This is a genomic window from Tenuifilum sp. 4138str, from assembly GCF_041102575.1.
Classification (GTDB): domain Bacteria; phylum Bacteroidota; class Bacteroidia; order Bacteroidales; family Tenuifilaceae; genus Tenuifilum; species Tenuifilum osseticum.
Map to the genome: position 1 here is coordinate 24,404 of NZ_JBGCUE010000007.1, position 12,828 is coordinate 37,231.

The 12,828-nt window shown below is 42.3% G+C and carries 11 protein-coding genes; 7 read left to right on the forward strand and 4 right to left on the reverse strand.

Annotated elements, in window-relative coordinates; genetic code table 11:
* Both AB6811_RS07955 and AB6811_RS07960 read right to left on the reverse strand, forming a co-directional pair.
* Positions 1-1,287 carry a radical SAM family protein gene (locus tag AB6811_RS07955; RefSeq protein ID WP_369489921.1) on the reverse strand — a complete coding sequence of 429 codons (1,287 nt, stop codon included), beginning with the start codon at positions 1,285-1,287 and terminating at the stop codon, positions 1-3.
* A 135-nt stretch (positions 1,288-1,422) separates the two neighbouring features.
* Complete coding sequence (locus AB6811_RS07960; RefSeq protein WP_369489922.1) at positions 1,423-2,589, reverse strand: ATP-binding protein; 1,167 nt, start codon at positions 2,587-2,589, stop codon at positions 1,423-1,425.
* A gap of 358 nt (positions 2,590-2,947) precedes the next feature.
* Here AB6811_RS07960 and AB6811_RS07965 point away from each other — a divergent pair, with 358 nt between their 5' ends.
* From AB6811_RS07965 to AB6811_RS07995, 7 genes are all read left to right on the forward strand, one after another.
* Complete coding sequence (locus AB6811_RS07965) at positions 2,948-4,087, forward strand: PcfJ domain-containing protein (protein WP_369489923.1); 1,140 nt, start codon at positions 2,948-2,950, stop codon at positions 4,085-4,087.
* 92 nt (positions 4,088-4,179) lie between these two features.
* Positions 4,180-4,572 (forward strand): hypothetical protein, encoded by a 393-nt coding sequence (locus AB6811_RS07970; protein WP_369489924.1) that lies wholly within the window; start codon positions 4,180-4,182, stop codon positions 4,570-4,572.
* 509 nt (positions 4,573-5,081) lie between these two features.
* Complete coding sequence (locus tag AB6811_RS07975; protein WP_369489925.1) at positions 5,082-5,291, forward strand: hypothetical protein; 210 nt, start codon at positions 5,082-5,084, stop codon at positions 5,289-5,291.
* A 1,191-nt stretch (positions 5,292-6,482) separates the two neighbouring features.
* The gene (locus tag AB6811_RS07980) at positions 6,483-6,800 is read left to right on the forward strand and encodes a hypothetical protein (RefSeq protein ID WP_369489926.1); all 318 of its coding nucleotides are present in this window, start codon (positions 6,483-6,485) and stop codon (positions 6,798-6,800) included.
* Positions 6,801-6,938: 138 nt separating this feature from the next.
* Entirely contained in the window at positions 6,939-7,580 is a 642-nt protein-coding gene (locus AB6811_RS07985; protein WP_369489927.1) for an HD domain-containing protein, read from the forward strand.
* Positions 7,577-8,494 carry a Ppx/GppA phosphatase family protein gene (locus tag AB6811_RS07990; protein WP_369489928.1) on the forward strand — a complete coding sequence of 306 codons (918 nt, stop codon included), beginning with the start codon at positions 7,577-7,579 and terminating at the stop codon, positions 8,492-8,494. The genes AB6811_RS07985 and AB6811_RS07990 overlap by 4 nt, the downstream gene beginning before the upstream one ends.
* Before the next feature lie 160 nt (positions 8,495-8,654).
* Positions 8,655-9,818, forward strand: coding sequence for a sigma-54-dependent transcriptional regulator (locus AB6811_RS07995; RefSeq protein ID WP_369489929.1), 1,164 nt, complete (start codon positions 8,655-8,657; stop codon positions 9,816-9,818).
* A 72-nt stretch (positions 9,819-9,890) separates the two neighbouring features.
* Here AB6811_RS07995 and AB6811_RS08000 read toward each other — a convergent pair whose 3' ends face one another.
* Together AB6811_RS08000 and AB6811_RS08005 are read right to left on the reverse strand one after the other, a co-directional pair.
* Complete coding sequence (locus tag AB6811_RS08000) at positions 9,891-11,945, reverse strand: DUF5689 domain-containing protein (RefSeq protein ID WP_369489930.1); 2,055 nt, start codon at positions 11,943-11,945, stop codon at positions 9,891-9,893.
* Positions 11,946-11,961: 16 nt separating this feature from the next.
* Entirely contained in the window at positions 11,962-12,825 is an 864-nt protein-coding gene (locus AB6811_RS08005; RefSeq protein ID WP_369489931.1) for a DUF5689 domain-containing protein, read from the reverse strand.
* Positions 12,826-12,828 lie beyond the last annotated feature (3 nt).

Genomic DNA, 12,828 nt, shown 5'->3' on the forward strand with positions numbered 1-12,828 from the left:
CTATTTAAACTGATACTTCTCAATAATGTTTGATGGCGGGTTAAAGTAACCAAAGTAAACCCAGGGATATAGTTTACGTATTTGTTCCATTATTTGTTTTATCCCCAGGGGCTCACCCTGACCGTCAAATTCTATTCGGCTAAAAAGCCAATCGGGGTCAATGTTGAAGTTGCGCCACTGTATCATGTTGATACGCGCAGAGTCAATAATCACCTTCAGCGCATTCAGCTCTTCGGCCGTATCGGTAATGCCGGGCATTACAAAGTAGTTGATTGACGACCATGCATTAAACCGTCGGGCAATTCTGAGCGACTCAATGGCATCGGCTTGTGTGAAGTTTACCGGACGGATGTATAGGTTATACCATTTTTCCTGCGCTGAGTTCATGCTTACCCTGATGCTGTTGAGTCCAGCCCTAAAAAGCTCCTCAACCGCCTTTGGCCTACTACCATTGGTATTCAGGTTAATTATACCCTTTGAGGTTTTTGCTCTTATAGCCTTAATGGCATCGCGTAGCAACTCCAACTGCATCAGGGGTTCACCCTCGCACCCCTGGCCAAAACTAACCACCGGGTTAGGTGCTGTTTCGAGGTGCGGAACGGCTACTCCAACAATTTCATCGACAGTAGGCACAAAGGTAAGCCTGTGCTGCGACTCGTGCACCGGCGATTCACTCTCGTCCTGTTTGGAAATGCATCCCACGCAGCGAGCGTTACAGGTGGGCGAGGTAGGTAACGGGGCCTCCCACCTATTCATCACGTAGTTTCGGGCAGCAGGGCAAAGGTAGGTAAAGGCGCAGTTATCCACCAGGTGGAGGATTAGCCTATTGTTTGGGAACCGCAATTTTAGCTCTTTGCCTCGTTTTATAATAATTTTCTGGTTGAAGTTTTCGCAATCCTGTCGGGTATCGGGGTCGATTCGCAAGGCTGGAACGTAGAACTGTCCGTTGTACCAGCCAATAGCCGTGTAGGCATACAACGGCAGAACAGGAGCATTGGGTGTGTTAGCCCATGCAGCTATGGAGAGCTGGGTGTGGGCCGGTGCAATAAAGGCAGCGCAGGCAATCCCCTGATTGCTTTCAACCAGCTCACCCTTTCGGGAATAGCCTAAAACCTTACGACCGGGAAGCTCAAAGAGTTCGCTGCCATAGGGCAGGGGTATCATTTCGTCGAGGTACAGGGGATAAACATGGTTTCCCGAGCGTCCCGCCGCAAATAGTTTGGGGTTTTCAAATATATTCCCCCTACCATCGCTGTAAACGGCAAAGGGTTGAATACGTCGAGTCATAGCTTTGCTTATTGGCAACAAAGGTAGTAAACATTTTACCATTAGCCGATTTTGAATACAAAGGGGAAAGAGTCAGTTCAGCAAAGGGGAAATAGTTAGTGTTTAGAAATGGGGTTTGGGGTAAAGTAGCTATTACTAATACAACAAACCAAAATGCCAAAGCGGGATGGTATTTCCAAAACCATACTCAATGTCGTCTTTTACTATATAGGCATTGGAAAGTTTGGAAATCTGTTTATTGCCTTTGCTCTTGCCACCTATTTCAAATTCATTACCTTCTACCTTAAAATCTACTGTTTCAGAAGAAAATACTTTGTGATTTAATTTAAGTTGATTGAAGAAAAATGTTTCTCTGATATTGCCAATATTGGCATGTTCACCACTTAGCATGTAGGCTAAGTTCGGATTGTTCAGGTAAACCTTGTTTACTTTTCCTAGCCTTCTAATACCTTTGGTTTCGTTGGTTAACTCAAGAATTAAGCCTGCTTTTTCTAGATAAGCAAGATAATCGGGTAATGAATTTCTGGATACCCCTATTAAATCAGCAATTTTAGAGTAATTTGGTTTAAAAGGAACACTTTCGGAAATTATTTGCAACAAATGTTTTAGTTTATCGATGGTTGAAACCTTCAAGTCTAAATATTTTGGAATATCTACCTCTAAAACAGCATTTACAGTTCCTGTTAATCGAATCATAAAATCGTTGTCCTTGTAAAACGGGTAATACCCATGATTTAAGTACTTTTTGAAGTGAATCAAAGGATTTTCGAGTTTTATTTTCACTTTTTGAGAAAGTATTTGGTCAAGGCTATATACTTCCGTGTCTTGCCCTGTTTCGAATATCAAATATTCGCGAAATGATAATCCATTTAAATGATAGGGGACAACACGCCTGCTTAAATCACCAAAACCTTTATAAACATCGAGAATAGAACTACCGCTAAACACAATTTGCAAATCGGGAAAACTATCGTAAATATTTTTTATTTCTTGTGACCAGGTTTCATACTTATGTACCTCATCAATAAACAAATGGCGGCCGCCATACCTATAAAAGTAACCAGCCAATTCGAACAATGTATGGTTTGAAAAATAAATATTATCGAGCGAAACGTAAAGACTTTCATCTATTTTGTTTTCAATCTTAATTTTTTGTAGCATTAGTGTAGTTTTTCCAACTCCTCTTGGCCCTGTAATGGCTATAAGTCTGGCATTCCAGTTGATTTTTGGAAGCAAATACCTTGTAAACCCAGTGTTTACCTTATCTGTTAACTCGTGGTAAATGATGTTAAGTTGCTCCATTTTTTTAGGTAAAGTTAATTATTTTCACTATATACTGTGCATTTTATTATTTATTTGCACAGTGTAATATGCAAAAAATTAAAACACGCAACTTTTAATGTAATCATTATTTCAATCATCCTTTGTCGATAAGCTATTAGCAGGAAAGATGCAACATGTGGTTTTGATATTCTGATTTCTGGGTACATTTCACTTTCGGATATCAGGTCTATGTTATGTATAAGAAAAAGACAGACAGCAATATAGTTAAATTATTAACATGTTTAAAATTTGATAGTTCAAACCTTGGTTTCGCAGGGTTTAGTTCCTAATTTTAGGTTGGGAGGCAGGGGGTGATAATTTATCATATCATTAGTTTATGCTGGGGAAATCAACTTTAAGCTACGGTAAAGTAAAGGAGCAACACCTTACCCGATGGATTTTTTGGAACAAGCAAAACGGAAATACGCCTGAAAAGTTTGTGGTTGAGGTAAGCAATACCACAGGCACAGTGCTCTCAATTCCTTCGAATTTTAGTTTCCTCAGTTCTACCGAACATTTGGACACATTCTGTAATCCGCTTGGGATAGATTGGCTAGTAAAAGCGTTTCCTTACCCTATTCTTTTCGCAAATGCTTTGCTGCTTAAGCCAATTATTGAACGAAGAGTTACCAATCCTTTGGCACTCGCACAATTAATAGTTAGCGATGAATTGTCAGCAAAGGTTTCGCCACGGATGCTTTACAGGAATGTGTTATCGCAACCCTTTTTCGACTCGTGGGACAAGATAAACGTGGCTTTACTGCTCCTCATGGTTGCTCAAAATGCTCAAACTACACTTGAGCGTATTGAAAAGCTAACTATGCAGTATGCCCGTAATTTTCAGTATTTCCGTTACATCAACTTGGCCTACTACTGCAAGGTAAAGGCTGATTGCTGCATTGCACATCAAAAGCTGAGCGAAATGCTCGAATTGCTATCCAAGGAAAATACTCAAAGTTCAGGTGATGTTAGCCCAATCAGGTTCAATAATAGTTACGACTCAACCCGCGAGTTGTTGGCCGGTTTCCACGATTATGCAATAAACCTAAAGTCCTTGTCAAGCTTAAGCAAAAAACCAAAACCACTTTATACTGATAGCTTAACCCTGCCCAAGGGGATTAATCTGATTGATTCGCCTGAGGCTCTTGCTGCCGAAGGCAAAAAAATGCGGAACTGTGTGGCCTCATATACGCGGGAATTAATGGCAAAACGTTCGTTTTTCCTGCATGTCAGCGGCGATGAAAAGGCAACTGTCCAGGTAGAAAAGAACTCCGCTAAGCGATGTTTTGAAATCACTCAAATAAAAGGGGTGGCCAATGTTGAGGTGAGCAGGGAAACGGTAAACAGGGTAAGAAAGGCAATTTCAACTTTTGATGCCCAGCGATTTTTCTTCCTTAACTACAGAAAAAAGAGCAACAAGCGCAAAAACATTCAATCCGGCCCAACTCTTTTCGATGGACTTGAAGGGTGGGAGTAGTCAAATGGCAAAAATTTCCAGTAATTTTAATACCGACAGAATTTGTCGTTTCACCATTTCATATTTGTCATCAAAACAAAATTTTAAAAGCTATGGGGATACAGTATTATGGTATTTGTAAAAATTGCGGCCAACGTTTTAAAATAATGGATGGCGGTGGATTTACTTTTCACATGCTCCGCTGCGATACATGCGGAAAACATAAGTCTGTAAACTTTGAGCAGTTAGGCGAATTACACTTAAGGTACCTTAAAGGTTTGAATCAGCCATATAGCCTTGCTACCGCACACTACGATAGTTTAATCAAGGAACTTTTTCCGGGTGAGCCACTGCCGAAGGATAGCTATGAGGCTGCAATTGAGGAATTTGTGGGCAAATGCAAGTGTGGCGGACAGTTTAGGTTTAATGCGTCACCCCGCTGCCCGCGCTGTCGTTCTACCGATTTTGAGGAAGATCCTAATGGGGATGCATTTCTTTACGACTAATCCAGTAAACAATTAAAAAGTGGTTTAACCCCCTAGTTCTTTGAACAGATTTATTAAAATGATTTAGGACACTTTCATTGTCATCCTGAGCGTTAGCGAAGGATCTATTGAATAGTGTACAGTGTGCAGTGTACAGTGTATTGGGGTGTTTGGAGTTTGGATTTTAGTGTTTCGTGAAATGCTTTTACTCACTATCAACCGTCAACTCTTCTTGTCATCCTGAGAGCAGCGAAGGATCTCTAATCGACCCATTGAGATGTTTCGCTTGCGCTCAACATGACAATGGTTTCAAGAACAACGAACAACGCTTCCAGCCCCGTAGGGGCGTAACATTTGTAATCCCATTGCCACTCCCACATGTATAGCGATGCACGCAATACTTTTTCCAAAGAGCAAGGGTGAAACGTTGCATCGCAACAGAAAGGCAATGCAAAGCGCGATTTACACGTTCTTTCTTGTCTTGATACAAGAAAGAACCAAAGAAAATCAAGGCTGAAAAGCCCGACCCGATGGGTGCCCCGTGGGTGGAACTGCTGCGCGATACAATTCGCCACGCCTGTGGCGTGCCTCATGTGGTATCGCTTACTAAGCCCACCACAACGTTCCACCCACGACCCATTGTCGGGTCAGGCTTTTATGCCATTGCCTTCTTCATCCGCTCCATTCCCTCTAGGGAAAAGGGCTGGGGTGAGGTCGTTTCCCACATTCAACCTAGATGACCCCTCTAAATCTCCCCTGAAAGGGGAGACTTTAACAGCGCTCCCCTCTCCTGTCAGGAGAGGGGCAACCTAGATGACCCCTCTAAATCTCCCCTGAAAGGGGAGACTTTAACAGCGCTCCCCTCTCCTGTCAGGAGAGGGGCGGGGGTGAGGTCAATTCCATGAACAACGAACAACGTTTCCAGCCCCGTAGGGGCGTAATATTTGTAACACCAAGATTATCCTTAAATGTATAGCGATGCACGCAGTACTTTTTCCAAAGAGCAAGGGTGAAACGTTGCATCGCAACAGAAAGGCAATGCAAAGCGCGATTTACACGTTCTTTCTTGTCTTGATACAAGAAAGAACCAAAGAAAATCAAGGCTGAAAAGCCCGACCCGATGGGTACCCCGTGGGTGGAACTGCCACGCGATACAATTCGCCACGCCTTCGGCGTGACTCATGTGGTATCGCTTACATAACCCACCACAACGTTCCACCCACGACCCATTGTCGGGTCAGGCTTTTATGCCATTGCCTGCTTCTTCCGCTCCATTCCCTCTTAGGGAAAATGGTTGGGTGAGGTTGTTTCCCACATTCAACCTAGATGACCACTCAAAATCTCCTCTGAAAGGGGAGACTTTAACAGCGCTCCCCTCTCCTGTCAGGAGAGGGGCGGGGGTGAGGTCAATTCCATGAACAACGAACAACGTTTCCAGCCCCGTAGGGGCGTAATATTTGTAACACCAAGATTATCCTTAAATGTATAGCGATGCACGCAGTACTTTTTCCAAAGAGCATGGGGAATACGTTGCATCGCAACAGAAAAAAACTGAAAAGAGCGATTTCCAAAAAAACAATCAGAATAAAAGGGTTTAAGGTAAAGCGATGCTTTGACAGGGCTCAGCATGACAAATATTCAAAACTTAACAACATTGAACCTTTATCTTCCACGAGGAATATTAATGTAATCTATTATCTATTTCTATAAAATAGTTTAACCTATAGGCATTAAATGGTTTTGTTTCACCAGAGGCAAAGAAATACTATAAGAAAATTCAACCCCACCATTTACTATTCATATCTGATGCTATACTCTTAAATTTTTTGTAGGACTGTAGTTATCAGATTGAATTTATTTCTTTGCCGCACCACATGCGTTAAATCAGTAGAAATTTTTTACTTTTGTGTATAACTTAAAATCAGAAAAACATGAAACGTTTTTTGTTAGGTCCAGTGTTAACTGTTGCACTAACATCATGCTATAAAGGTAATTATACTTTTCCTGTAGTAATTACAGGTAATCAGCAAACTTATAAAGTTAGTTATTTAGACAATAAAGGTATTTGGAGAGATACAGTCATAGTTCCAAATGGTTTTACAATATACAATGAATATAATGATGATTGGAAATTAGATTTAATAGTAATTGGGGACAGTGTTCATGTTTCAGTTTTTAATAGAAATGTGTTAATAAAGGAGTTTTCAGGAAGAGACACGCTCGAACTTCATGAAACAATAAAGTATTAGGATGAATTTTTTGAGCGCGTTTAAGACGCGCTTTTTTATTAATTAACAGATGTTAAACAATTGAGTTTAACACTAATTTATACATATAGACTGTTATTTTCGTTAATTTCATCATCGTTTATATTTCAACTAATATTAATGAATCAGACAGATATAGCCGAGCTTTACAGGCTGGTTAAGGATTTTTTTGAGCACGATACTACCGGGCACGACTGGTGGCATGTTCAAAGGGTAACTCAGTTGGCTTTGCATATTGCCAAGGCTGAGGGGGCAAACCTTGCCCTGGTTGAGCCAGCAGCGCTTGTTCACGATACCGACGACTGGAAACTTTCGGGGGCCAATGGATATCCCAATGCCACCCGAATGCTCTTAGCTGTTGGGTACAACAATCATCAGGTTGATAGGATTTTGGAGATAGTGGAGCAAGTTTCGTACAAAGGGGCTGGGATCGATACTGCACCTAGCAGCCTGGAGGCCATGGTTGTTCAGGATGCCGATAGGCTCGATGCCATTGGCGCAATTGGCATTGCCCGGGCTTTCGCCTTTGGGGGTTCAAAGCACCGTCCCTTGTACCTTCCCAATGTGAAACCTCAGTTCCATTCAACCTTTGAGGAGTATAAAACGGCCAAAGGACACACCATTAATCATTTCTACGAAAAGCTTTTACTCCTGAAGGATAGGATGAACACCGCTACGGCTAAAGCCTTGGCCGAGGAGAGGCATAGGTTTATGGAAACTTTTTTAGAGCAATTCTATAGGGAGTGGGACTATAAAGGATGATTGTAGCTATTATCGATATGGGCACCAATACCTTTAACTTATTGGTGGCTCAAACCTCTGGAAAAATTCTTCATGAGAGCAAGTTGCCTGTAAAGCTTGGCGAGGGAGGTTTTAGGAGCGGTAGTCTTACACCCGAAGCCATGCAAAGGGCTTTTAAAGCTATAAACACACACCTAATTACTGCAAAACGTTTAGGCGCTAACCGTTGCTTCGCTTTTGCCACGTCGGCTGTGCGCGATGCGTCGAATAGGCAAGAGTTTGTAGATGAGGTTAAGCAAAGGTTCAACATCGATGTTGAGGTTATTGATGGTAATCGGGAGGCTGAGCTGATATGGAAGGGGGTAAATGCAGCTATAGGTTTAGGTAAAAGTCCAGCAGTTGTGGTTGATATTGGAGGCGGCAGCAACGAGACCATTTTAGCCAACTCGGAACAAATATTCTGGTTGCAAAGCTTTAACCTTGGCGTTACCCGAATTGCCGAGGGTTTCCCAATTTCCGATCCCATTACTCCCCATGAGCTTGAAGCCATTGAAAGCTACATGCTTCAAACAGTTGAACCATTGTTACTGGCGGCAGCAAACCTAAATCCCAGGGTTATGGCTGGTAGTTCAGGCGCGTTCGATTCCTTCAGAAAAATACTAGTGCACAAAGGAATTATTCATGACACATCAAAGTTTTCGGCCGAAATACCTGTTGATGAATACTTGAAGCTACATCGCTTTTTTGTTACGTCAACACACGCCCAAAGGCTTGCACTGCCAGGGCTTGACCCCATAAGGGTCGATTTGATTGTTCCAGCATCGATATTTGTAAACTTGCTGGTACAAAAGCTTGACATCAAAAGAATGTTCCAGACCGATTACGCCCTGAAGGAAGGATTTTGGGTGGAACTAAGTAATAAGGTTAAAGATTAAAGGATAAAGGATAAAGGATAAAGGATAAAGGTTTCAACTTGACCCGTCCTGAAATTACGAATTATAGGATTGAAACGAGAGGTTTTTAGGGTTTTGGGGCTGGAACTGTTAGCTGGTAACATCTAACTATTTTTCTTATCTTTACACCAAAATACTGGTTATGTCCAAAATATTGGTAATTGACGACGAAAAGGCTATTCGTAATACACTGAAAGATATCCTGGAGGTTGAAGGGCATAATGTTGATGTTGCTGAGGACGGCCATGCCGGACTTGAGATGTTTGATAATGGTGCCTATGAGCTGGTGCTTTGCGATATCAAAATGCCGCAGATGGATGGAATAGAGGTGCTTGAGAAGTTACAGGAGCGTCAGCCCGATGTACCCGTGGTAATGATTTCCGGACACGGTAATATCGACACGGCTGTTGATGCAATCAAAAAAGGAGCCTTTGATTTCATTGAAAAACCACTTGATCTTAACCGGTTACTAATCACTATTCGGAATGCTACCGATAAAACCGTTCTGATACAGGAAACCAAAACGCTTAAGCGAAAGGTTTCCAAGGCTTACGATATTGTAGGGCAATCGCCCGCAATAGTAAAGGTTAAGGAGATGATTGACCGCGTGGCACCCACCGAGGCCCGTGTTCTAATAACAGGCCCCAATGGGACTGGTAAGGAACTGGTAGCCCGTTGGTTACACGAGAAGAGCAACCGGGCAGCCATGCCGTTTGTGGAAGTTAACTGTGCTGCAATCCCCTCGGAATTGATTGAGAGCGAGCTTTTCGGCCATGAGAAAGGTGCATTCACCTCGGCCATAAAGCAGCGGAAGGGTAAGTTTGAACAGGCCGATGGCGGTACCCTATTCCTCGATGAAATTGGCGACATGAGCCTTAGCGCTCAGGCAAAAGTGCTTAGGGCTTTACAAGAGAATAAGATTAGCCGGGTTGGTAGCGATAAGGATATCACTGTAAATGTGCGTGTAATTGCTGCAACCAATAAAAACCTTACCCAGGAAATTGAAAAGGGGAACTTTCGTGAGGATTTATACCATCGCCTTAGCGTTATAATTATCAACGTACCGCCCCTTTGCGACCGGCTTGAGGATATCCCTCTTCTTGCCCAGCACTTCAACGAGCAGATTTGTGCCGAGTATGGTATTCCCCCCAAGGTTATTAGCCCCGATGCCATTGAAGAGCTTCAGAAGCTCAAATGGACTGGTAATATTCGAGAGTTGCGAAACGTTATTGAGCGTTTGATTATACTTTGCGATAAGCAAATAACCGGAAACGATGTTAAGGCCTTTGCCGGTCCTGTTTTTTAGGGCATAATGGAGATAAAATTGAAAAGGCTGGGTTACCCAGCCTTTTCTAAATGTATCAATGTTTATTGCTGTTTATTGCAGGGTGTAAATCATCACATTGTCAATTCTAAATGCGGTTGACATGGAAGTGCTACCTGTATATTTAAAGCCCACATAGGCATCACCTGCAAAGTTCTTTATATTGAGGATACCTGACGATACCCAACGATTTGTCCCATCAGCCTGCTTAACTATGTAGGCATCGTTTAGCTTGGTCCATGTAGCGGTTTGAGGGCTGCTTCCATCATAATCGTTCGATATGTAAACCTCAAGGGTAGCATTTCCCCAATAGTTATACTGGCTATCAAACTTAAAGTAGGTGTCAACATCACCTGAAACAGTAAACTTGGGAGAAATAAGCCATGCCGTATTATCGGGTTCGCCTGATTGGTAGGGATTCATTTCGGCATATACATTCCCGCTATACTGTTTGGCATTCCAAACCTTTGTTCCGGCTACAGCTATGGTTTGCCAACCGTTAATGCTGATTGGGCTATTTACCGTAGCCAGTGTGAAATCCTCATTCAAAATGAAATTTTTGTTTAGTCTGGGTTCAATTAAGCGAACCTCGCCAACTTTACGGATGGTAAGCTGAAAATCGCTGTTATACTTTGTAAGGATGGCTGTGATTTTGCCACGGCCTTTTGGTAACTCAACACCAGCAAAATCTGCATAGTTACTTGTTCTAACAATAATGGTTTTGCCGGTAGCCACCTCTTCAAGTATTCTATTTGTGGTTGAAGAGCTCTCAGCGTAAGTTTTACCCAGCTCGTAATCGGCAAACTGAACTCCTGACAGGGTAACAACTTTGCCAATTAAATTGTTGCTTAGCTGACCAATTGAAGTTTCGGTTACGCTAACATCATTACCGCTACTAATTACAAAAACGTTTTTGTAAAAATCGCTTGCGGCAAGCCTTCCTATTTGGCCACCATAATTGCCACCAAGCTGTATAACACCTCCGTAGGTACCCATGTAAAGGTCCTTACATTTTACCCTGATTTTAGTCCCCACAGGGAAATCGGCATAAAGACCGGTAACATCAACCTTAAACTCAATGGCAGCCGTTTCATCTTCAATAAAGAGCTGTTTGTCAAGGTTACCGGACTCATCGTTTGCTGTAACAACTCCTTCAATGACTAAATCGTATGGTATTTGGTATAGCGCAGAGCCGTCGTAGAAAAGCTTAAGCTGTTCTATGGTAGTGTTTTTAGCTGGTGCCTCTGAACCAAACCGGGGCTGATCAAACTTAACATCAAGTGTATCGCGAATAAGGAGCTGGTAGGTGCTCCCATATATGCTTAGAACACCTGTAATGGAACCGCTACCGGTTGGAACTTGATCCTTGGAAAATTTTGCGTAACCACTGTTTCGTAAAATGATTTGGTTCCCGTTCTGGTCAACAAGTATGCGGTTTGTATTCACTCCTGGAATACTATAGGTTGCAGCAGGGTTCCAGAATTGAACACCCTCAAGTTTAACAAGTTTTTGCACCTTATCAGTGCTTAAGGTTGGGATGGTGATTGTTTCTGGATTTAAGCTGATTTTTTCGCCGGTTACCTGAATGGTTTTGGCAACTACCGAGGGGTCGATACCCGTAACCTTAAGTACACCACCATCGGTATAGCCTAAACCTATTTGGTACATACCCTCATAGTTGTCAATAGCCAGATTGTCAACTTTTACAAGCACTCTTTTACCGGGTTTTAGTCCGTAGGTAGCGTAAATGTCACTTGTGTTTATCTTTAGGTCAATACCTCCTGTTTCATCGGCTATGGTTACGGTTTCATAAAAGTTACCAGCCGAATCGCTCGAGAGCACATAGGCATCAACAAATATTCCAATAATGGTGTCTTTGGGTTGAACTATAATCGTATCCCAATACTCGGTAGGGGCAACATCTTTAATTAGCGCTGGTGCTGTATTGTAAAGTGTCTTTAGCTGAGCAATGGTAATACTCTTTTCCCAGGTGGCAACCTTGCTGTAAAGGGGAGGTGTATCAAAATCTTCCTTTACACAGGAGCCAGTTACTAATACTAACCCAGCAAGGGCCAGTATGGCAAGTACTATAAAATATTTCCTTTTCATATACATCTTCTCCCTTTTACTGTTGACACCTATCGTTTGTAAAATTGATATCGTTCAAATCGCGCATTAGCAGCTGGTAAGTTCCCTTATAGTAGGTAAGAATACCTGTAACTGTTCCATTTTTGGTGGCAATTGTTGTACCGGCAAAGCGTGCGTAGCCACTTGTGCGTAGAACAACTGTACTTGGGTACGTTTGTGAACAGGCAACCAGGGTATGGTTAACCGTAACCTTGTTAACGTTATCGGCATAAGTATAAGTTGTATCGGTAATTGGCGACAGGGTATCCTTTATTTGCACATTATCAAACTTTACCAATTTACCAATGTTAACCTGCGTGAGCAGGGCAGGGGTCATGGCTAATGGGGCAACATCAACAAGCTGTTTACCCTTTTTGAATACGTGCATTTTAATTATTGGATCACCTTCCAACCCGCTAATTTCCCAGTTTCCATTATTATTGTATATGGAACCAAGCTGTATTTGCCCACCGTAATCGCCAAGGTAAAGACCATTGCAGTATACCACAATTTTTTGGCCGCGTTTGTAATCGTTATATAGTGATGTTTTATTGAGCTTTAGCTCAATTGCACCTGTTGCATCCTGAATGAAGATGCTCTTGTAGAAATTGCCTTCCTTATCGTCGGAGGTAACAACACCTTCAATGATAATTGAATCGCGCTGGAAGAAAGTGTTTTCGTTTAGCTGGTACAGCTCCCTAGGGTACATGGCCTTTAGCTCAGCAATGGTAGTATTGGCAACAAGCGTTGTTGAATCCACCCTTGGTTCAACCTCATCGTATGTGAAATCCACACATCCGGGAGCTGATAACATTAGTGCTCCTGCTGCTAGGATTGTGAGTATAAATACTACTTTTCTCATCTT

Coding starts and splice junctions, on each gene's coding strand:
- AB6811_RS07955 (WP_369489921.1), bottom strand. CDS start 1,287: ATGACTCGACGTATTCAACCCTTTGCCGTTTACAGCGATGGTAGGGGG.
- AB6811_RS07960 (WP_369489922.1), bottom strand. CDS start 2,589: ATGGAGCAACTTAACATCATTTACCACGAGTTAACAGATAAGGTAAAC.
- AB6811_RS07965 (WP_369489923.1), top strand. CDS start 2,948: ATGCTGGGGAAATCAACTTTAAGCTACGGTAAAGTAAAGGAGCAACAC.
- AB6811_RS07970 (WP_369489924.1), top strand. CDS start 4,180: ATGGGGATACAGTATTATGGTATTTGTAAAAATTGCGGCCAACGTTTT.
- AB6811_RS07975 (WP_369489925.1), top strand. CDS start 5,082: ATGGGTGCCCCGTGGGTGGAACTGCTGCGCGATACAATTCGCCACGCC.
- AB6811_RS07980 (WP_369489926.1), top strand. CDS start 6,483: ATGAAACGTTTTTTGTTAGGTCCAGTGTTAACTGTTGCACTAACATCA.
- AB6811_RS07985 (WP_369489927.1), top strand. CDS start 6,939: ATGAATCAGACAGATATAGCCGAGCTTTACAGGCTGGTTAAGGATTTT.
- AB6811_RS07990 (WP_369489928.1), top strand. CDS start 7,577: ATGATTGTAGCTATTATCGATATGGGCACCAATACCTTTAACTTATTG.
- AB6811_RS07995 (WP_369489929.1), top strand. CDS start 8,655: ATGTCCAAAATATTGGTAATTGACGACGAAAAGGCTATTCGTAATACA.
- AB6811_RS08000 (WP_369489930.1), bottom strand. CDS start 11,945: ATGAAAAGGAAATATTTTATAGTACTTGCCATACTGGCCCTTGCTGGG.
- AB6811_RS08005 (WP_369489931.1), bottom strand. CDS start 12,825: ATGAGAAAAGTAGTATTTATACTCACAATCCTAGCAGCAGGAGCACTA.